The organism is Sorangium sp. So ce117, from assembly GCF_051524395.1.
In the GTDB taxonomy this organism is placed as follows: Bacteria; Myxococcota_A; Polyangia; order Polyangiales; family Polyangiaceae; genus Sorangium; species Sorangium cellulosum_B.
Genome location: NZ_CP150309.1, coordinates 12,071,939 through 12,090,890, shown reverse-complemented (window position 1 = coordinate 12,090,890; position 18,952 = coordinate 12,071,939). Strand labels below are relative to the sequence as shown.

Genomic DNA, 18,952 nt, shown 5'->3' with positions numbered 1-18,952 from the left:
GAGGGGAGATGACGGGCTGTCGGCAGAGCTCCTGAGATCGCTGTTCCAGGAGCGCAGCAGGAACGAGGCGGAGTTCGTGCGGGGCGCGGCGGGAGCGATCGTGCTGCTTCGGGAGCTTCGTCGCATCGAGGCAGAGCTGAAGGCCACGCGCGAGCAGATCGCGCGGAGCTTGGGTGGGTGAGGCATGGCGGATCAAGAAGCCAGGTTTGCGGTCGATCTCGATGTCAGGGGCGCCGACAAGGCGAAGGACCTCGGGCAAGCGCTCGCCAGCCTGCGCGACAAGATCAAGGCCGACCAGGCTGCAATCAACGAGCTCCAGTCCGCCATGCGCCGCTTGCAGGGCGGCAGCGCCGTCAACGTCGCGGTCATGAGGCAGCTCCGCGACCAGCTCGCCGCGAAGCGCGCCTCTCTCGCCGCCGCTCAGGAATCCTACGTGAAGCTCGGGGGCACGTTCGGCGATCTCCGGAGCGCCGCCCGCGCGACCGGGACCGGGCTCGACGACCTGCTCGGCGCTGCGCAGGGAGCAGGAGGCCCGATCAGCGGCCTGGCGAGCCGGGTGTCCCAGCTCCGGAGTATCCTGGGTAAGGCCGGGGCTGCGGGCGCCGCGCTGGTGCTCGCAGCAGCGCTCATCGCGCTCGTCGCAGGGTCGGTCGTCGCCACGGCTGCCCTCGCCGTCTTCGCGCTCCATGCGGCCGGCGCAGCCCGAGAGGCACGGCTCCTGTTCGACGCGGTGAACGCGGGCGCCGGTGCGGACCAGCGGCTCGGCGTGCAGGTGGAACTCCTCGCCGGTCGCGTCGCGCTCGCACGCGCGCAGCTCCAAGACATGGCCTTGGCGCTCGGGCGCACCCGGCTCCAGGGGCGCTCGCTCGAAGCCGCCTTCTCCGCGGTCGCGACGGCGACGGCGGTCATGGGCCAGGCGGCCGGCGGTGTGCTCCAGGGCATCGCCACCGAGGCCGCCCGTACGCGGGTGTTCGTCCTCAACGCCTTCTCGCTGGACGGAACGGGTCTCAAACTCGCTGACGTCGGGCAGGCGCTCGCGAAGCGCATGGGCGTCAGCTTCCAGACGGCGATGGCCGCGATCCACAACGGCCGCGTGCGCGTCGAGGAAGGTCTCAAGGCGCTCGATGACGCCGTGCAGGCGAAGTTCGGGCGCATTGCGAAGGCGCAGCTCCTCGGCTTCGGTGCACAGCTCCAGCGTGCCAGCGAGAGCGTGGGCGGGCTGTTCAAGGATGTGAAAATCGAGCCGTTCCTGCGCGGATTGCAAGGTGTGCTCCGGCTTCTCGACCAGAACACCGTGACCGGCCGGAACCTGAAGCTTCTCGCCGAAACCCTCCTGAACCCGGTGTTCGAGGCCGTCGCGCGCGTCTCACCGTACGTGCAGGGGTTCTTCAAGGGGATGGTGATCGCGGCGCTCGTCGTCGTGCTGATGTTCGTGCGGGTCAAGCGCGCGCTTGAAGGAGCCTTAGGCAGCGACGCGAAGTCCAAGATCGATGGCGTCAAGGTGAGCGTGTACGCCGGGATTGCGGCAATCGCGCTCTTGGTCGGCTCGCTGGCTGCGCTCGCCGTGATGGTCGCCGTGCTGGCCACGCCGCTGGTGGCTCCCTTCGTCGCCCTCGGCGCTGCCGTCCTGATGCTGTCCCTACCGTTCGTCGTAGCCGGAGCTGCCGTCTACGGGCTGTACCTCGCTGTCGTGGCGGCGTACCGCGCCATCGCGGCGGTCGACTTTGCGACGCTCGGTTCGCACCTCGTCGACGGGTTAGTGGCTGGGCTTCGCTCCGGCATCTCGCGCGTGGTCTCCGCCGTTAAGGAGCTTGGGGCAAGCGCAACGGCGGCGCTGTCGAGCATCTGGAAGGTCGCCTCGCCGTCCAAGGTCGGGTTCGAGAAGGGCGCGTTCTATGGCGAGGGCGTCGAGCTCGGCATCGAGAGCCGCACGGCCGGCGTGGACGTGGCCTCGCAGGGCCTCGCCGAGGCCGCAACGGGCGCGAAGGGCTTGGGCTCGGGGCGCGGAGCAGCCACCGCGCAGCGGGGCGGCGGCGACACATACAACGTCGTAATCCACGGCGTGAAAGACGCAGACGAGCTGACCGGTCGCACGTTCCTGGCCCGGCTCGTGGCGGAGCTCGAAGGCGCGGCGGTCACCGGCGGCATCCCACTCGATCCGGAGCCGGCATGATCAACCCGCTCCGCGAGCCCGATCCCTGGAACGTCGTCGTCCTGGCCTCCAGGCGCACGCCCGGTCTCGCCGAGGTGGTCGGCGCCGGCTCCCCGCGGGAATGGGACGAGCGGAAGGGATACGGCATCTCGGGCGCCTTCCTGGTCTACACGGGCGATGGACTCGCGGCGTTCTCGGTCAAAGTCTATCTCTGGGAGGACCTGCACTTCGAGGAGTGGGAGAGCTTCAAGCTCATCGTCGACAAGCCGCCGCGCGGCGTCCGACCGAAGGCGCTCGATATCTACCATCCCGCGCTGGACGACTTGGGTATTCGCTCGGTGGTCGTCGAGGACCGCTCGCAGCTCCAGCCGCACGACGATACCGGGATGTGGTTCTCGGAGATCAAGTTCAAGCAGTTCCGAGCCCCTGTGCCCATGCTGTCGAAGCCCGAGGGGAGCACAACGAAGCTCAACGAACCCACCGCGGAGGACAACTACGACCGCGTGCAGCAGGCGCTCATGAAGCAGATCCAGAACCCGACGGACGACTTCTCCGTCATCGATGCATTGGGGGGTCTGTGACGCTCTTCGCTTCCATCAACGGCCTTCGGGTGCTCACGGCCAGCGTTCACGTGCCCTTCGCCGGGCTCTGGTACGCCGACGTGGAGCTCGACGAGGAGCAGCCGCTCAGCGGCGCGGTCGTCGTGAAACTCGGTCCCTTGGAGCTCCGCGGCTCCGTGCTGGCGCCGTTCTCGGGCACGTTCCAGCTCAGCACGCGGGTGCGCGTCGTTGCGGGCGCGGGCGGCTGGTCGCGTCGGTGCAAAGCGCGCCACTTCCACAACGACGCCGGGGTGACGCTCCGGAGCGTGCTGACCGCCACGGCGGCCGACGTGGGCGAGAGCTTCGACACGGCGGGCGTCGAGAGCCGGCTCGCAGTCGACTTCGTGCGCCAGATCGCACCGGCCTCCCGCGTGCTCCGGCAGCTCCTCGGCGCGACGCCGTGGTGGGTCGGGTACGACGGCACGACCCGAGCCGGGCAGCGCGCCCAGGTGGAGGTGAGCGACAAGGCTTACGAGCTGCTGAGCATCGATCCGCGGGCAAAGGTGGCGGAGCTTGCTGTCGACGATCCGGGCGCAGTGGAGATTGGCTCCGTGCTGCGGGCACGGCTCGACCGGCCACTCATGGTGCGGCAACTCGACGTGGAGATGAGCAAGGGGGCGCTACGCGTCAGCGCGTGGGGACAGGAGCTCGCGGCGTGATGCTACCGGAGCTCGATGCAGATCGGACGGGTGAGCTCGGAGAGCGCCCGAAGCCGGCACTGGATCGTATGCAGCGAACCAGCGGCAACGCGCTCGTCGCGCGCACTCAGCACCTCGTAAAGAAGTTCAAGATCACCAACAGCGGCGTCGATCACCTCTCCCACGGCGATCGACTCAGCGTCGCCTCCGAGCGCGAGCGAAATGATGCTCGCCATCTTGCTGTCCGTCACGTGGATTTGGGCACTCGGCCCTGTGCCGATATTCTTTCTCTTGGCTCTGGCTTTCCTGGCCATAGCACAGACCTCTCTGCAAGAGGTGCCAGGGGAGGAGCGCGACGCGTCGGCACCCACGCCGCGCTCTCCCCTGACAACAGCACGAAATCATACAGGAAATACTGGTGTCAATTAGTCGCGAAGTATGGGCTCTGCGCCGACGGTGTCGAAGCACGGACGACGGACCGGCGTGTGGTTCTACCTCCTGTTTATAAGTTCCGGTCAGCGCCGCGCTTTTGCCTCGCGACCAGCTCGAACAGCTCCTTCGGGCGTCATTTTGGTCGCACCTTGTGGACACATTCCACACACAAGGCACCGGCCAACACGCCCTCCTCGGCGGGGGGTGCGCCATGAGCGACGATCGGCTCTTACGCGTACTGCGGGCGATCGTGCGGGAGATGCTCCCCCGCCACGATTTCCTGGGCAAATACCGGTACCGCGTGCTCGCCATGGCGGGCGACCGGGTGGATCTCCAGGCCGTGCGGAAGGGCGCAGGGCTTCCGGACATCCTCCCCATGCCCATCGCGGCTGGCATGGCCGGTCTGTCGGCAGAGCTGACACCTGGCGCGCTCGTGCTGGTCGAGTTCATCGAGGGCGACCCGCAGCTTCCCGTCGTCACGGGCTTCTCGCGGGACGGCGGCAGCACCTTCCTGCCTGTCTCCCTGCTCGTCGACGCGATCGACACCGTGCGGATCGGCGCAGAGGCGGGCGCGGTCGACCTCGGCGCGGCCACGGCCGTCGTGGTCCGGGACGGCGACCTCGTGAATATCGCCGGCGTCCAGCCGGGTCCTGGAGTCGTGGCGGTCCGGCTGAGCCTCGTTCCGCCGCCCGCGCAGGTCCTCTCGAAGGTGCGCGCATGAGTCTCTTCGAAGACGTCCTCGCCAGCGTGACCGCGGATGCCGAGGCGACGGCCGGCGTTCCCGACCCGCTCGGTTTCGGGGTCGATTTCGACTGCGCCGACGACCTCACCGAGCTCATGGAGCTCGCGTCCGGTCCGAGGGCGCTCGCCCAGGCCGTTTACCGCAGGCTCACCACGCCGCGCGGTGCGCTCCTCGACGCGCCGGACTACGGCTACGACCTCCGGGAGCTGCTCTCCCGGGGCATGACCTCGGCGGACCTCGCCGCCATCCCGGGGATCATCCGCTCCGAGGTCACCAAGGACGAGCGGATCTTCGACGTGACGACGCGCGTATCCCGGCCTGCCCCGGACACGCTGGAGTTGTCGGTCCACTGCACCACGGCTGAGGGGCCGTTCACGCTCGTGCTCAAGGTCACCGCGGAAACGGTCGCTCTCCTGGAGGTTCGGTCGTGATCCTGCTGCTGCCCATTGACCAGCTGTTGGCACCGCTCTCTCGAAAGCAGGTGCGGGACTCGATCTATCGGCTGCTCGCCGCGATGAAGCTCCCGGTCACGGCGTGGCAGGACGGCGGCGCAGCCAAGGCGATCATCTCGGTCGTCGCTGCCATCTTCGCCGGATTCACCGAGGTCATCGCCCTCGCCATCCGTGCGAACTTCCTCGACACGGCCGAGGGGATTTGGCTCACGCTCCTCGCCTACTACGTCTACGGGGTCACGCGGATCGAGGCCACGTTCGCCTCGGGAGAGGTGCGGCTCGTCAACTCGGGCGGCGGGATCTTCGAGTTCGAGCCCGGCGAATTCATCTGCAAGCACTCGGTCACCGGTCGGCAGTACACGAACACCGCGTTCTTCAGGCTAGAGGCCGGGCAGACCCTCACGGTTGCGATCCGAGCGCTGGAGGCAGATTCTCGCAGCTCGGCGGCGCAGGGCCAGATCGCGGTGCTCGTGACGACCATGCGCGGCGTCGCCTGCACGAACCCCGCGCCGGTCGTTGGGCGCGACGGGGAGACCGATCCCGAGCTCCGCGAGCGCTGCCGTGACTCGCTCGGGGCCCTCAGCCCGAACGGGCCGGATGCGGCCTACATCTACTGGGCCAAGAGCGCGCGGCGGGCTGACGGCTCTCCCGTGAACGTCAACCGCGTGTGGGTGAGCAAGGCGAGCTCCGTCGGGCAGGTGACCGTCTACGTTGCTAGCCCCAATGGCGGGGTACCTGGCACGATCGGCGACGATTCCACGGACCTCGGTGCAGTCCACAAGGCGATTCGCACGCGAGTGGTTCCGAACGGCGTGACGTGCACGGTTGGAAGCGCCGTTCCGCATCCGCTATCGGTCACGTGCGAGGTGTGGATCTCTAAGGAGGCCAACCTGAACGACGCCCAGGTGGCGCTCGAGGTTGACTCACGCATACGATACTACCAGGCAACCATCCCTATTGGTGGCTACGTCTTGAACTCTCGCTCACCCGGCCAGGTGTTCCGGAACGCCATCATCGGGCAAATCGAGGACGTGTCCCCATTTATCATCAAGGCCGACGTGCCTCTCCCGGCCACAGACGTAACACTGGCCGAGAACGAGGTACCTACCGGAGCCGCCAACTCAACAACGGTGCATCAAGTATGAAGATGCGCCTACAGGCAGGTTCCCTCTGCATGCTCGGACCCGATCACATGGCAGAACGATCCCGGCTCACAGTATCCGACCCTTCCAGGGAAAGCGTCACAGCTAACGAATGTACCAGGGCCTGCAAGCCAACTCACGACGTAATCCCTGCTCATCCCGTCGCAGTCCACGAATATTCCATCGGGCGTCGAGCACCGTACAGGAATGTACTCCACGCAGGCGTTATCCTGGCAGAGGCCCGTCGAGCACGCGGTGCCTGTCGCGACCGGCTCATGAGTCGGGCCGGCCGCTGCGCACGCATCGGCGGTGCACTCGTTGTGGTCGTCTGGGATGTCGTCGGGCGCAGGCGTCGAGTGCTCGTGGCCGGCGCTGTCGCATCGGCGCTCGCGACAGTCGCCGCGGGTCTGCACGGCGAGGGGTCCGGCCGGTGCGAGCTTCCGGTCGCATACGCCGGCCTCGCAGATGCGCCACGAGCACGCGCCGTCGAGCCCCGGGCAATCCGCGGGCGTCGAGCATTCCGGTTCGGCGCCCCCGCTTCCCCCGGATCCGCCCTGCCCGCCGATCCCGCCCTCCCCGGTGCCGCCGGAGCCGGCCTCTCCTGCCCCTCCGTCGCCAGAGGACGAGCTCGACGAGGTGGCCGAGCGACTTCCCCCGTCTCCCTGCCCGCCACAGCCTTCGCAGGGCCCGTAGCCGCTCCCGTCGGGCAGGCAGATCTGGATACCGCCCGGCGTCCCGCCAGGACAGGCGCAGGAGATCTGGCGGCCGGGTTCGCAGACCTCCGAGCCGCCCGTCGAGGAGCTCGTCCCGACGTAACCGGGCGGCGGGGTCCAGAACAGGTTCTCCGCGTCAGGGCGGGTGCATCCACCAAGCAGCACAGCAGCTACGACGCCCAACACCGCCCCGCGCATGACGCCGCAGCCTACGCAACGGCCACCTGGCGTCAACGCCAGCAGGAGGCTGCGTCGTGCCGAGGTTGAGCTTTCGCGAGACGCTCCGCCGGTACGTGCCTCCGTGGCTCTCGGACCGGCCCGGGAGAACCGTCGGGTTCCGCTACTTGTACGCGACGGCCTCCGTCCTCGATGCGGGTGCCGAGGTGCTCGTGCAGGGGCTCCAGGCCCGGATGCCCGGCCTCGGGACGCCGACCGCACTGCCGTACATCGGGCGCGATCGACGGATCGTCCGCGGCCCCGCGGAGAGCGACGCCGCGTACGGCGCGCGGCTCGTGCGGTGGCTCGACTACTGGCGCGCAGCCGGCAACGCGTACGTGCTCGCGCTGGCTCTGCAAGGCTTCCTATATCCGGAGCATCCCAGGATCCGAATCGTGACCCGCTCGGGTGTCTGGTACACGCTCGAGCCCTCGGGCGAGCTGCTCTGGCATCGCGCCGAGCCGAACAACTGGGATTGGGACTCGCTCTCGCACCCGGACAAGGCGGGCGACTGGTCCGAGTTCTGGATCATCATCTATCCGCCCCATTACACCGCCGACGGTGATTGGGGCGATGGGACCTCGATTTGGGAGCCGGGAGAAGCGTTCGGCGTGCAGACCCCGATCAGCAACATCGCGGCCATCAAGGCGCTCGTCCAGCAGTGGAAGGGCGCGCACACGAAGTGTGTGGTGCTGATCCTGGCCTACGACCCGTCGAGTTTTGATCCATCGTCTCCGCCTGGCGCTCCAGGGATGCCCGATGGGCGATGGGGCCACTGGTCGAAGGACGACGACACCGGCAAACGCGTGAAGGCGCGGCGCGACGACGCCCGCTATGTGGAGGTCTGAGCATGGCCGAGTACAGCGGGCAGGACCGTTTTCCCGGGTCGTTCGAGACCCTGAACGACGGCACCGTACGCGACGCTGCGAGCGTCAACGTCGGGCTCGAGGCGCTCGCGGATCGCACGGCCTACCTCTTCAACCGGCGCATCGAGGCGGTGCACTTCACGTCATGGGGCAATGAGGATGGCGGCGTCGGCTTGCCCCCTGCGACGACGTACGCCGACTGGCTCGACGCCGGCTCCCGTGTGTTCCGCGTCGACGTGCCCAACGTGGAGCCGCTCGACGTCCTGCTCCTGGACTGCTCCTTTACGCTCGAGTTCCTGGCCAGCGGCACCGGCGACCAGGCGCGTGTCCGGCTCGTCGCCGTCGCGCCGAACGGGTCGACGTTGCTTCCCGTGGGCGCGCACGTCGCGTCCGAGCTGCGCAACCTGCGCGCCCCGATGGCCATCTCCGGGGTCCTCGTCGCTCCCCAGACCGGCACCTACCGCGTCAAGCTCCAGGGCAAGACCCGCAACGGCGACCCTGGGCAGCTCGCCGTCTACGACGCGTTCGTGCTCCGCGTCCTGCACCTGAAGAGGTAACCATGTCGAGGGTCCTGAACTGGATCGACACGCTGTTCTTCGGCGTCCGGCGCATCTTCGCCGCGGGGGTCGAACTGCCGGAGCGGCCCGCGCTCAACTTCATCGGGGCGATCTGCACCGACAATCCGGCCGAGAACCGGACCGACGTGTTCATCCCGGGGGCGTGGCTGGTCAGCCCTGTCGTCACGGGCACCTACGCGGCTCGACCGGGCGAACTCGTCCGCGTCAACGCGCACGACCCGGTGACCATCAGGCTGCCGCCGGCGCCGAGGAACGTCGGTGCCGAGATCCTCGTCAAGGAGATCGCCGGGGAGGAGGAGGCGATCCAGGTGGTCGCGGGCAAGGGCCAGCAGGTCGCGCGGGCCGCGGCCCCCCGCGTCACGATCCGTCTGGTGAGCGACGGCGCGACGTGGGTCGTGATCTGACGGGCTCAGCAGCGAGGGACCAGGACGATGAAGCGGCCGAGCCGGCTGGGGAGGAGGAGCAGCCGGCAGAGCCGACGTCGACGCCGCACGAGGACCCAGCGGCCCCGCCTCACGAGGAGCTAGCGGCCCCGTGCTCCTGTTGAGGCGACGCTGGCCGGAGCCGCAGCCGGGAGACGTGGTCTTCATCGGCCGGCGAGGTGTCAGTGAGCCTAGAGGCGACTCGCTAGATGAGTGGCCGTGAGTGTTTGGTTGGCAGCCAAGCGTTGGACACCAGGATTCCGCCATTACTCGTTAGGCCGGGGGGTCACAGCCCAGAACTCGGAGCGAGTCCATTTCGCTCAATCTTCTCGAGCTTCTGGATCAGCTGCTGAATTATGTCCTCCTGAATCTTAGACTTCTCCAACAACTTACGAATCTGATCATCCTGAGCATTAACCTGCTCAACAATGGGAGTAATCGCCTGCTTGGGCTCGGGGTGAATACCACGCTGAACCTGGGAAACAACCTGCGCGAAGGTCAACGCCATTGGCCTCTCCTGTCAAATCGGCAAAATCGCATTCTGAGAATGCCTACTTCATCAAGTTCTGAACCGTCCATCGCGACCGCGGCGCCGGTCGACCGACGGGTCGTAGTACGTTCCGACTCGACCGGCTGCGCGAGCCACCCCGTAAATCGCGCCGCCGATGGCAACCACCTTAAGGAAAGCCTCCCATCCAGAGACACTCCTCTGGGCCTGAACTGCCGATTCGGGCGCCTTCACGATCGAGTTCACGCGCGCCCGGTCGCTGGGCGGCGGCTCCGGCCTGCATGGTGTCTTCTTGGCGATACGCGCGGCGTTACGCTTGGCCCGTTCCGCCCGCAGCCGTTCGTCAACAGCTGCCCGTCTCGCCGGATCGCGGAGTTCGTCGTAAGCGGCGTTGATCTTCGCCATCCGTTCGTTCGACGCAGCGTCGCCCCCGTTCTTGTCGGGGTGGCACTCTTTGGCCAGGCGCCGGAACCGCTCCTTGAGCTCAGCGTCGGTGGCGGTCTCGCTCACGCCAAGAACTCTGTAAGGATTCCTGCTTCTTACTGTGCGCTTACGCTTGCTGTCCATTGGGTACTCCTTTCCAGTAGTTTGGGACTACCCCTGGACTACTTGAACCCCGGCACGTACATGCCCGCGCCTGCCGCCGAGGTCCACCACCACGTGCCAATGGCCGCTAGGCGGACGGATGATGACCTGAGGGCGCGTGGAATGGCCACCGTAGTGGCGGAAGCTAGCGCCTCGACGGTAGTTCTGAAAATTCTGCGAGTCCATAACCAGGACGTTGGCAGCATTACCCTCCAACGTCACTGCAATCGCATCCCCAGGACCCGTATTCACTTCCGAATGCAAAAAATTCATATCGCACCTACTCGATACACGTCGACGACAAGGCTTGCGCTCCCGTCACGGAGCACGGGCAAACAAACGCCAGCTTCTGTTGCCAGGTGCTGGCGAACCCCGGGTGCCTCATGCGCCCCAGACGGCTGCTACGCCCACATCAGCGGATGTGGATCGGGATACGGCGCCCGTTGATCGTGCGGATCACGATCGGGCGGCCGCAGCAGCACGATGCAGATGTACAAACCATCGCGTCGTCACTCCTTGCGAGTAGAGGACGCCGTTGACACCAGCCGCGCCGTGGTGTATCGTCAAGGTGCTGGCCAAGGACGAGTAATCACAGCGGCCGAATCAGCTTCCCGCATGGCGGGGGGATGTAAGCGGCGTCGATTGTCGGTTACTTCGGACTACTGCGGGGGCCGGGACCGTTACCGCGGTTCCGGCCTTTTGTGTTCCTCCAGTCTCAGCCAAGTTAGCCAGTCAGCTGAAATCGTCAACCCCCCCCCGCGCAAGAAATCGTCAGGCGCGGATCGTGAGGCGAGCGGCGCATTGGCACAAGAATTGCTTATTGTCCGTAGAAGGACTTGTGCATCGTGGACAGAATTTGAGTCTACCGCACAAGCGCTAGCGGCGAGCTCTCCCTGTCCCTCGGTGCTGCTCAAGACCCCCGGGCGCAAGAAGTCGCCGGGCGAGGCTCCTCAGGCGGAGAGCAACTTGGCTCGATATTTGCCGAAAGTTTGCAGACGGATTTCTGCAGCTTGGACGGAAACATCGAATCTGTCGCACACGCGTTCGGCGGCGAGCTCTCCGTGGTGCTGTTCAAGAAGCAACAGTCCCTTGGCGGGCATCAACAGTGCTGCGGCCAGCGCGTTCGCCTGCCATTCAGTGTCCATGTAATCTGGGTGGGTGGACCACTCGCCCCTCTTCAAAGCCGCAGTCTTGTGAGGGATCCTGGAGAGTCGAATAAGCTCTGTTGGGTGCAGGACAGCATGGCCAATCTCGTGCGCCACAGAGAAACGAGCGCGGGGTTCACCTCGTAGAAGGGCGACATAGGTTGGCACGGACAGTACCACCAGGATCTTCTCCTGCTCACTGTCATGCATTGCAAGCCCTTCCAGTCCCTGCGGCAGTTCATTAACCGCGAAGTCGAGCGGTATGTTGACACTCGACACGGCAACACTGAACCTGTCTAGCGATTCGAAGAGTGTGTGTGCTGGAAATGCAGCATCGTAGGTCAGATCGGGAACGAGTCGTTTGCGCAGAGCTGCCGCGATTTTCTCAATGTCGGGGTAACTGCGACCCCGGTCCGCAGGATACGCGCTCTGCGATCTACTCACTTGAGCTCCACGGCGTGTCTACCAACGATTGCGCGGATTTTTTCTAGCTCAGCATCAGTCAACTCGGACCAGCCCCGCATCAAGGCAGCTCCCACCTCTCGATGCAGTTGGCTCTTCTTGGGGTCTAGTTCAAAAGCACCACGAGACTCGGCCGCCGCAACTAAGAGGCGTTCTGGGTCAACCTTTAAGAGCGAAGCAACTGCGTATATCTTTCCCGGTGAGAACGGAGCCCTATTCCCGCGTTCAACGTCAGAAACATAGGGAATTGACACTTCGAGTGTTTGGGCCACGTCCTCCAGCGTCTTGCCTGCCTTCCGGCGTAGGTCACGCAGCAGTGTCCCAAAGGGGTTCATTTGGACTCCTCCTGTACTATGCGTATAAAATGCGCATATACGATCGTAGATATTAGCTTCTAGGCTTAAAATTGCAAGAACGAAATGCCGTCCGTTCTGGGAAGAATTTTCTACTAATCAGCATGCTCCTACCTGGCGTTGCCCGGCCTTGGCGCTGCCCGGCGGAGGAGCTCGGCGGTGCCGAACGGAGCGGACGGCTGGCGGTCTCTTGAAGTCTGCGCTGTTTCGCCTGGGAGCCCTCGTCGGCCGGTCATCATGTAGGCACCGCAGAGCTCCCTGACCACTAACGCCAGCAGCCTGACGACCGGCTGCGGTCCAGGTCAGCCATGTCGGTGCTCGTCAGCAGGCGCTCTCGCACATCGTCGGGCACCCCAACCCGCGCGCGCCGAGGAGGGCGAACGCCGCCGTGTGACCTCCGTGTGCCCCGACGTCAGGACACGGGGCTCCACGAGAGGGATCGAGAGGGTACGAGAGGAATCGAACCCTCGATGGCCTCTGACACCGTTCCGGCGCGTCCGACGCGGCGTCTGCCGTATCTCTCGCGCATGCTGGCCATCGGTTCAGATCCGGGTTCGATTCCCGGCGCCTTCACGACGGAGCGACGGCGAGAGCCGTGTCTCTTTTGCTTTTGTGACCTGCGTGTGACCTGAGAAATTTTGGCGTCGCTGAACGGCTTGACGAGAGAACCACCTACAGCGGCCTGTCCGAGCCTATTTCACACTCCTCACGCGCCCAGTCACATTCCTCGCCTCGCCTCAAACCCCGCGCGGGAAGTCGCCCAGCGGCGGGAAGCGCGGGTCCTCCGTCGGATCGGGCGACGGCGGCTCCGGCTGCTCCGGCCCCGGATCCCCCGGGTTCGGCGGCAGCGGGGCATCCTCGTCGTCGCCGGGAATGTCCGTCTTCGCGAGCTCATGCGTGCGATGGTTCATGACGGCCTTCCGCTGCAATTTTCAAACCGCATCGCACGCACGTCCCCCGGCTTGACGCCCCCGCCCGGCCCCCCTGATCTGCAGCCGGCGTGCTCTCGATCCGCCACGACCCCTTCCCGCTGGAGGCCGCCCGCGACCTGCTCGGCATCGTGCGCGCGCTCTACGCCGAGGCGCGCTCCCGCGGGGCGAGCGTGGCAGATCTCCACGCCATCGCCGCGGTCGGCGACGACCTCCGGCAGGCCATCGCCCTCGCCGAGGCCCATCCGCCCGGCACGCTCGGCTTCTCGTCGGCGTGGGCCCGCGCCGAGCGCGCGGCGGGCCGCGTCGGCGAGCTCGCGGACGCGGTCGCGCCCGCTGCGCCCATCGTCCGCGCCGCCCTGGCGCGCGTCGGCGGGGGCAGCGTCACCCCCGGCGGGTGAGCGCCCCCGCGATCGGATGGTCCGGCGCGACGGGCCAGGCGAGCGCACGCGACGCGGCCGCGCAGTACGCAGCGAGGCGCTCGCGCGGCACCGGGGGGCGCGCGCCCAGGCGGCCGAGGTTGTCGACGAGCAGCTCGAGGCAGGTGTTGCCCGTCCGCTCCCCGACGCCGAGCGCCGTGGCGTGGACCCGCTCGACGCCGCTCGCCACCGCCCAGAGCGCGGCCGCGAGGCCGAGCCCGCGATCGTTGTGGCCGTGCCAGTCGAGCTCGATCCCGGTCGCCCCGAGCGCGCCCAGCTCGCGCCGGGCGAACGCGACGAGCGCCTCGACGCCCGGCGGGGTGACGTGGCCGGTCGTGTCGCACAGGCAGAGGCGCGCCGCGCCGGCGTCGACGGCGGCGCGGAAGAGCGTGCGGAGCATGTCGGGCGGCGAGCGGGTCGCGTCCTCCGCGACGAGGCAGAAGCGCAGACCGGCCGCCGCGGCCGCCCGCCCGGCCTCGTCGACGCTGCGGGCCAGGAAATCAGGGCCCCACCCCTCGACGAAGTGCCGGATCGGCGAGCTGCCGATGAACGCGTAGACCATGATCGGCGCCCCGGTGCGCTCGGCCACCCGGGCGACCTCCTCGACGTCCGCGGCGAGGGTGCGCGCGGCCGCGGTCAGGCCGAGCGGCAGGCGGGACGCGGCGATCTCCCGGGCGAGCAGGCACGCGTCGTCGAACTGCCGCGGCCCGGTCGCCGGCATGCCGAGGTTCACGACGTCGACGCCGATGCTCGCCATCGCGTGGAGGAGCTCGATCTTGAGCGCGCGCGGCGGGTTCACCGTGGAGACGCCCTGGATGCCGTCGCGCAGCGTCTCGTCGAGCACCTCGACGGGCCGGGCTCCCCGGTCGAAGGGCAGCCACACCTCGCCCTCGGCGGACGCGGCGCCCCACGCGCCGGCGACCAGGCCGCCAGGGGGCGGCTGCACGCCGGGAGGCGGCTGCGGGCCACCCGGGGGCGGCTGAAGGCCACCGGGGGGCCGCAGCAGGCCACCGGGGGGCGGCCGCTGCCCGCCGGAGCCGGAGGGCGACAGCAGCCCGCCAGGGCGCGGCGGGCGCTCCCCGGGCGCCGGCTCGGCGCGGTTCCAGTCGAAGGGGGCCGCGGCGCCGGGATCCCGGCCGTCGGCGCTCATGCGCTGCATCTCATCTCGAAGGGGGCTCTCGGCGGGGCGCGGGCGCGGCGCGCCGCGTCGTTCCGCGCTGGGGGAGAGGTTACTTCATGTCGGCCGCCGGAGCAGGTCCCAGCAGCGCACGGCGAGCACCGCGCCCCGCTCCGCGAGCGCATCGAGCCGGCGCCCGGCGGCCACGCCCGCAGGACCGGACCACCGCGCCCGCCAACGGGTGCGGCTTTCCGCGCGGAGAGCGGCAGCGTAAAAAGCTGACCAAGGAGCAACTTGCTGCTCCGGGACACCTGCCGCTTCGGGAGCTTCGATCATGCACAGGCTTCGCCTGCCGATGACCGCGCTGGGATTCCTCACAATCGCCACAATCGCGCTCTGCGCCGGCTGCTCGCCCTCCGAGCGGAACTTCGCGTCGGCCGGAGGCGGTCAGGGCGGCGGCGCTGGCCACGGCAGCGCCAGCGCCGGCGGCGAGGGCGGGGCCAGCGGCCAGGGCAGCGGTGGCGGCCAGGGCGGCGCCGGCGGCCAGGGCGTCGCGTGCACCTCGCCGAAGGACTGCCCGGCCGGGGAGAACGCGGAGCCGACCTGCGAGGACAGCGTCTGCGGCCTCGCGTGCGACGCGGGCTTCCTCGACTGCGACGCCGCGACCCCGGGCTGCGAGACGAGCGCGCGCGATCCCCAGCACTGCGGCGCCTGCGGCCGCCGCTGCGCGATGGAGTGCGTGGACGGGGCCGAGGGCGCCTTCTGCAACGACCCGGTCGAGATCTCGGCGGGGTTCGCCCACACCTGCGTGCTGCGAGGGGACGGCAGCGTCTGGTGCTGGGGGAGGAACACGTTCGGGGAGGCCGGAGCGCCGGTGGATCAGCCGGCCTTGCCCTGGCCCACGCGGGTGTCGCTGCCCGGCAAGGCGATCCACGTGGCCGCGGGCGGCGGATTCTCGCGCACGGACAACATTACCCCTGGACACTCCTGCGCGGTGATGGAGGACACGACGGTCGTCTGCTGGGGACACGGCCGGCGCGGGCAGATCGGCAACGGCTCGTACCTCGATTCCGCCGGACCGACGCGGGTGGCGAGCCTCATCAACGTCGTGCAGATCTCGCTGGGCGCGGCCCACTCGTGCGCCGTGAAGACGGGCGATGAGCTGTACTGCTGGGGCTCCGACGAGGAAGGCCAGATCGGCAATGGCGCGGCGGAGCAGTCGGGCTATGCGACGCCGATCCTCGTCCGGAGCGAACTCCGGCAGGTCGCGGCCGGCCAGGATCACACCTGCGCCATCAAGGCCTCCGACGGGGGCGTGCTCTGCTGGGGCAGGAACTTCGATGGACAGCTCGGCAACGGCGGACAGACGAGCTCGCCCTCTCCGGTGAACGTGCTCGCGCCGCTCGCGGCAGGCGTCGACGAGGTGGCCGCGGGCGACCGGCACACGTGCGCGCGCAAGGGCGCCGAGGTCTACTGTTTCGGCAACGACTACAACGGCGCGGTGGGGGCCAATCGCTCCGGGCCCGTGCCGGAGCCGACGCTCGTCGCCGTGCCGCGCGCGACGCGCATCGACGTGGGCCGCGAGCGGAGCGGCGCGGTGTCCGGCGACGCGCGGGCGCTCAAGATGTGGGGAGTCGCCTTCCTGGGCAACGGCGACGAGGGGCTGTCCACGCAGCCGGTCGACGTGCCCATCAACGGCGTGGCGCAGCTCGCCGGGGGCTACCAGCACACGTGCGCGCTGAAGACGACAGGCGAGATCCTCTGCTGGGGCGAGAACGCCGAGGGGCAGCTCGGCGTGGGCCAAGCGGTCGGAAACCAGCCTTCGCCGGTCGCGGTCAAGTTCGAGCCCTGAGCGGGAGCGGAGCTCGCGACAGGAGCCTTGTCGGGCCGCGGAGGGGGCGCGCTCTACACCTGGGATCTCCGCCGTGGAGATGAAGCGGTAAGCAGAGCCCCGCTTCCGCCGTACGACGAAGTCGTGCGGCGACGCTCACGGGCTTGCCAAGTGGGCGCCCTTCTGATGTAACGCCAGCTGTCGTGACATCGTCCGCGCGCGGCCGCTGCGTTCAAGGGGGCCTCGGGTGGACCACAACCTGGTGGGGAGCTCATGAGCGTGGACGTTCTTGCCATGCACTGCGCAGCGCTGCCGGCCGCCCGTGCCGTCGGCTTCAAGGGCACCGAGGCGCTGTGCCGACCGTTCGAGTTCGACGTCCTGTTCACGGTGCCAGCGGGCACCGACGTCCGCGCCGCGATCAACGCCCCGGCGACGCTCACGCTCCAGCGCGGCGCCGACGCGCCGCCGATGTGCTGGCACGGCGTGTTCGTGCGCCTCCGGCTGCTGCGCGAGTCGGCCGACCGCGCGCTCTACCATGGGTCGCTCGTGCCCAGGTTGTGGCTCCAGCGCCACTCGGTGCGCAGCTTCGTCCATACGAAGAGCAAGATCGACGCCTTCGTGACGAAGACGCTCACGCATGGCGGCCTCACGACGAGCGACTTCCGGTTCAGCGTCGACACGGACCGCTATCCGGAAGAGGAGTTCGTCTGTCAATACCGGGAGAGCCACCTCGACTTCACCCATCGATGGCTCGAGCGCGAGGGGCTCTACTACCACTTCGAGCACCCGGTCGACGACGGCGGCGCCGAGGTCATGGTCATCGTCGACAGCAAGGATCAGCACGAGCCGCTGAGCGGCAACGGCCGGGTTCGTTACCACCCGACCTCGAGCCACGACGTGTCGGCGGGCGAGTGCTTCCGGGAGGTGCACGTCGATCTCAGCGCGCTGCCGGCCGCTGTGCGGATCAACGATTACAACTACGCGAACCCGGCCGCCTCGGTGTCGGGGGAGCACGCCGTGTCGAAGAGCGGCCACGGTGAGGTGCGCGAGTACGGCTACCGCGTCTTCACGCAGGACGAGGCGACGAGGCTGGCCCAGGTCAAGGCGGAGTCGATGGCGTGCCGTGAGCTCACCCTGCACGCGACCGGCAACGCGACAGGGCTGCGGGCCGGCTACGTCTTCGAGCTGGAGGACGGGCCTTCGGACATGCCGACCCGCTACCTGGCCGTCGAGGTGCGGCACGCGGCCGCGATCACGGGCGGCTCGTTCGACATCACGCGCTTCACGGGGATGGCCGTGGACGAGACGTACCGCGTCGAGGTGGTGGCGATCCCGGCCGACGTGCAGTTCAGGGCGGCCCAGGCGACGCCTTGGCCGCGCATCTTCGGCTTCGAGAACGGCGTCGTCGACGGGCCAGGCGACAGCCAGTATGCCCAGATCGACGACATGGGTCGTTACCTGCTCCGCCTCAAGTTCGACGCGAGCGACCTGCCCGACGGCGCCACGTCGACGTACCTGCGCATGATGCAGCCGCACGGCGGCACGGTCGAGGGCTGGCACTTCCCACTGCGCAAGGGGACCGAGGTCATGGTGTCGTTCCAGGGCGGCGACCCGGACCGGCCGTTCATCGCCGGCGTGGTGCCGAACGCCCACCGGCCGAGCACGGTCACGAGCCGCAACCTGACCCAGAACGTGCTGCGCACGGGCGGCAGCAACCACATGGTCGTCGAGGACCTCGAGGGCAAGCAGCACATCGACCTGTTCACCCCGGTCGGCGCGACCAACGTCCATATGGGCGGCCCCACCCACCAGGCGTTCGTCGTGCCCCCGAAGACGCCGGACGCGAACCCCGACATGCAGCCCGTCGACTGCATGTTCTACGTTTCCACGGAGGGCAACGCCGGCTTCAACGTGTGCGGCGAGTGGTGGCAGAACGTCGGCGGCAAGTACTACGTCGACGTCAGCGACGACGCGACCATCCATTACGCCGGCATCCACACGATCAACGTCGACGGCGACTCGAACGAGTTTTACAACAGCCACCAGAACATCAAGGTGCGCTCGGGCCGGACCGACAAGGTCGAGAGCGGCGGCATGACACAGGACATCCACGGCGGATTCACCCAGACCATCGAGCCCGGCGGCAAGCAGGACGTCACGGGAAGCTGGCTGCACAAGGTCAGCGCACAGAACCACGACGACTACGGGGAATGGAAGACGGACGTGGGCAAGGGGTGGACGGCGGACATCAAGGGTGCGTGGGGGCACACCGTGACGGGGAACATCTCGATCGAGAGCAAGGGCGGGACGATCACGATAACGAGCCCGACCAAGATCACGCTCGACGCAAAGGAGGTGGAGATCACGGCACCGGCGAAGGTGTACAAGCATACGAATCTTCTCATGGAGACGTTCGTCTCGAAAAACTCCCTCGGCGCTCACAAGTGGGATAACACCGCCGTCAACATGGCCGCCAACGGCCTCAAGATAGAGACAACGGCGTACTCGGCGAGCTACATCGGTTATAAGGGGGAGAGCATCATTGGCGCAAAGAAGGACACGGCGAGCTTCGTGTGGTCGACCTTAGGCTCGCACCTTCTCGCGGCTGGCCTGAACATCTTCAAGGCCAACCTCAACAAGATATAGCCACT

General features: G+C 67.8%; 20 protein-coding genes. 12 read left to right on the top strand and 8 right to left on the bottom strand.

Annotation, left to right across the window (positions count from 1 at the left end):
- The first annotated feature begins 184 nt into the window (after positions 1-184).
- The 3 genes from WMF46_RS45350 to WMF46_RS45340 are packed head-to-tail and all read left to right on the top strand — an operon-like array spanning position 185 to position 3,410.
- The gene (locus WMF46_RS45350) at positions 185-2,173 is read left to right on the top strand and encodes a hypothetical protein (protein ID WP_437982924.1); all 1,989 of its coding nucleotides are present in this window, start codon (positions 185-187) and stop codon (positions 2,171-2,173) included.
- Positions 2,170-2,733: a hypothetical protein gene (locus tag WMF46_RS45345; RefSeq protein ID WP_437982923.1), complete on the top strand. Its 564-nt coding sequence runs from the start codon at positions 2,170-2,172 to the stop codon at positions 2,731-2,733. The genes WMF46_RS45350 and WMF46_RS45345 overlap by 4 nt, the downstream gene beginning before the upstream one ends.
- Positions 2,730-3,410 carry a hypothetical protein gene (locus WMF46_RS45340; protein ID WP_437982922.1) on the top strand — a complete coding sequence of 227 codons (681 nt, stop codon included), beginning with the start codon at positions 2,730-2,732 and terminating at the stop codon, positions 3,408-3,410. The genes WMF46_RS45345 and WMF46_RS45340 overlap by 4 nt, the downstream gene beginning before the upstream one ends.
- A gap of 2 nt (positions 3,411-3,412) precedes the next feature.
- On the opposite strand, the gene WMF46_RS45335 is transcribed toward WMF46_RS45340, so the two are convergent.
- Positions 3,413-3,703, bottom strand: a complete 291-nt coding sequence (locus WMF46_RS45335) for a hypothetical protein (RefSeq protein WP_437982921.1) — start codon at positions 3,701-3,703, stop codon at positions 3,413-3,415.
- Positions 3,704-4,032: 329 nt separating this feature from the next.
- Between WMF46_RS45335 and WMF46_RS45330 the strand changes: the two genes are divergently transcribed.
- The 6 genes from WMF46_RS45330 to WMF46_RS45305 all read left to right on the top strand — a co-directional run bounded on the left by WMF46_RS45330 (position 4,033) and on the right by WMF46_RS45305 (position 8,934).
- Positions 4,033-4,542, top strand: a complete 510-nt coding sequence (locus WMF46_RS45330; RefSeq protein WP_437982920.1) for a hypothetical protein — start codon at positions 4,033-4,035, stop codon at positions 4,540-4,542.
- Positions 4,539-4,994 (top strand): hypothetical protein, encoded by a 456-nt coding sequence (locus WMF46_RS45325; RefSeq protein WP_437982919.1) that lies wholly within the window; start codon positions 4,539-4,541, stop codon positions 4,992-4,994. The genes WMF46_RS45330 and WMF46_RS45325 overlap by 4 nt, the downstream gene beginning before the upstream one ends.
- Positions 4,991-6,160: a baseplate J/gp47 family protein gene (locus WMF46_RS45320; protein WP_437982918.1), complete on the top strand. Its 1,170-nt coding sequence runs from the start codon at positions 4,991-4,993 to the stop codon at positions 6,158-6,160. Before WMF46_RS45325 ends, WMF46_RS45320 begins: the two co-directional genes overlap by 4 nt.
- A gap of 964 nt (positions 6,161-7,124) precedes the next feature.
- Positions 7,125-7,934, top strand: coding sequence for a hypothetical protein (locus WMF46_RS45315; RefSeq protein WP_437982917.1), 810 nt, complete (start codon positions 7,125-7,127; stop codon positions 7,932-7,934).
- Positions 7,935-7,936: 2 nt separating this feature from the next.
- Positions 7,937-8,509, top strand: coding sequence for a hypothetical protein (locus tag WMF46_RS45310; protein WP_437982916.1), 573 nt, complete (start codon positions 7,937-7,939; stop codon positions 8,507-8,509).
- A gap of 2 nt (positions 8,510-8,511) precedes the next feature.
- A complete protein-coding gene (locus tag WMF46_RS45305) occupies positions 8,512-8,934 on the top strand; it encodes a hypothetical protein (protein ID WP_437982915.1) in 423 nt (140 codons plus the stop codon).
- 304 nt (positions 8,935-9,238) lie between these two features.
- On the opposite strand, the gene WMF46_RS45300 is transcribed toward WMF46_RS45305, so the two are convergent.
- From WMF46_RS45300 to WMF46_RS45275, 6 genes are all read right to left on the bottom strand, one after another.
- A complete protein-coding gene (locus WMF46_RS45300; protein WP_437982914.1) occupies positions 9,239-9,460 on the bottom strand; it encodes a hypothetical protein in 222 nt (73 codons plus the stop codon).
- 51 nt (positions 9,461-9,511) lie between these two features.
- On the bottom strand, positions 9,512-10,027 hold the full coding sequence (locus tag WMF46_RS45295) for a J domain-containing protein (RefSeq protein ID WP_437982913.1): 516 nt from the start codon (positions 10,025-10,027) through the stop codon (positions 9,512-9,514).
- 27 nt (positions 10,028-10,054) lie between these two features.
- Positions 10,055-10,318 carry a DUF1883 domain-containing protein gene (locus WMF46_RS45290; protein WP_437982912.1) on the bottom strand — a complete coding sequence of 88 codons (264 nt, stop codon included), beginning with the start codon at positions 10,316-10,318 and terminating at the stop codon, positions 10,055-10,057.
- A gap of 677 nt (positions 10,319-10,995) precedes the next feature.
- Positions 10,996-11,634 (bottom strand): ImmA/IrrE family metallo-endopeptidase, encoded by a 639-nt coding sequence (locus WMF46_RS45285; RefSeq protein ID WP_437982911.1) that lies wholly within the window; start codon positions 11,632-11,634, stop codon positions 10,996-10,998.
- Positions 11,631-11,987 carry a helix-turn-helix domain-containing protein gene (locus WMF46_RS45280; protein WP_437982910.1) on the bottom strand — a complete coding sequence of 119 codons (357 nt, stop codon included), beginning with the start codon at positions 11,985-11,987 and terminating at the stop codon, positions 11,631-11,633. Before WMF46_RS45280 ends, WMF46_RS45285 begins: the two co-directional genes overlap by 4 nt.
- Positions 11,988-12,742: 755 nt before the next feature.
- Positions 12,743-12,916 (bottom strand): hypothetical protein, encoded by a 174-nt coding sequence (locus WMF46_RS45275; RefSeq protein WP_437982909.1) that lies wholly within the window; start codon positions 12,914-12,916, stop codon positions 12,743-12,745.
- Between the two features lie 89 nt (positions 12,917-13,005).
- On the opposite strand from WMF46_RS45275, the gene WMF46_RS45270 reads away from it, so the two are divergent.
- The gene (locus WMF46_RS45270; protein WP_437975416.1) at positions 13,006-13,335 is read left to right on the top strand and encodes a hypothetical protein; all 330 of its coding nucleotides are present in this window, start codon (positions 13,006-13,008) and stop codon (positions 13,333-13,335) included.
- On the opposite strand, the gene WMF46_RS45265 is transcribed toward WMF46_RS45270, so the two are convergent.
- Complete coding sequence (locus WMF46_RS45265) at positions 13,319-14,503, bottom strand: 2-isopropylmalate synthase (protein ID WP_437982908.1); 1,185 nt, start codon at positions 14,501-14,503, stop codon at positions 13,319-13,321. The genes WMF46_RS45270 and WMF46_RS45265 overlap by 17 nt on opposite strands.
- Before the next feature lie 301 nt (positions 14,504-14,804).
- Between WMF46_RS45265 and WMF46_RS45260 the strand changes: the two genes are divergently transcribed.
- Positions 14,805-16,322 carry a hypothetical protein gene (locus tag WMF46_RS45260; RefSeq protein ID WP_437982907.1) on the top strand — a complete coding sequence of 506 codons (1,518 nt, stop codon included), beginning with the start codon at positions 14,805-14,807 and terminating at the stop codon, positions 16,320-16,322.
- A gap of 273 nt (positions 16,323-16,595) precedes the next feature.
- Complete coding sequence (locus WMF46_RS45255; RefSeq protein WP_437982906.1) at positions 16,596-18,947, top strand: type VI secretion system Vgr family protein; 2,352 nt, start codon at positions 16,596-16,598, stop codon at positions 18,945-18,947.
- Positions 18,948-18,952 lie beyond the last annotated feature (5 nt).

Coding starts and splice junctions, on each gene's coding strand:
- WMF46_RS45350 (WP_437982924.1), top strand. CDS start 185: ATGGCGGATCAAGAAGCCAGGTTTGCGGTCGATCTCGATGTCAGGGGC.
- WMF46_RS45345 (WP_437982923.1), top strand. CDS start 2,170: ATGATCAACCCGCTCCGCGAGCCCGATCCCTGGAACGTCGTCGTCCTG.
- WMF46_RS45335 (WP_437982921.1), bottom strand. CDS start 3,703: ATGGCCAGGAAAGCCAGAGCCAAGAGAAAGAATATCGGCACAGGGCCG.
- WMF46_RS45330 (WP_437982920.1), top strand. CDS start 4,033: ATGAGCGACGATCGGCTCTTACGCGTACTGCGGGCGATCGTGCGGGAG.
- WMF46_RS45325 (WP_437982919.1), top strand. CDS start 4,539: ATGAGTCTCTTCGAAGACGTCCTCGCCAGCGTGACCGCGGATGCCGAG.
- WMF46_RS45310 (WP_437982916.1), top strand. CDS start 7,937: ATGGCCGAGTACAGCGGGCAGGACCGTTTTCCCGGGTCGTTCGAGACC.
- WMF46_RS45305 (WP_437982915.1), top strand. CDS start 8,512: ATGTCGAGGGTCCTGAACTGGATCGACACGCTGTTCTTCGGCGTCCGG.
- WMF46_RS45300 (WP_437982914.1), bottom strand. CDS start 9,460: ATGGCGTTGACCTTCGCGCAGGTTGTTTCCCAGGTTCAGCGTGGTATT.
- WMF46_RS45295 (WP_437982913.1), bottom strand. CDS start 10,027: ATGGACAGCAAGCGTAAGCGCACAGTAAGAAGCAGGAATCCTTACAGA.
- WMF46_RS45290 (WP_437982912.1), bottom strand. CDS start 10,318: ATGAATTTTTTGCATTCGGAAGTGAATACGGGTCCTGGGGATGCGATT.
- WMF46_RS45280 (WP_437982910.1), bottom strand. CDS start 11,987: ATGAACCCCTTTGGGACACTGCTGCGTGACCTACGCCGGAAGGCAGGC.
- WMF46_RS45275 (WP_437982909.1), bottom strand. CDS start 12,916: ATGAACCATCGCACGCATGAGCTCGCGAAGACGGACATTCCCGGCGAC.
- WMF46_RS45265 (WP_437982908.1), bottom strand. CDS start 14,503: ATGAGCGCCGACGGCCGGGATCCCGGCGCCGCGGCCCCCTTCGACTGG.
- WMF46_RS45260 (WP_437982907.1), top strand. CDS start 14,805: ATGCACAGGCTTCGCCTGCCGATGACCGCGCTGGGATTCCTCACAATC.
- WMF46_RS45255 (WP_437982906.1), top strand. CDS start 16,596: ATGCACTGCGCAGCGCTGCCGGCCGCCCGTGCCGTCGGCTTCAAGGGC.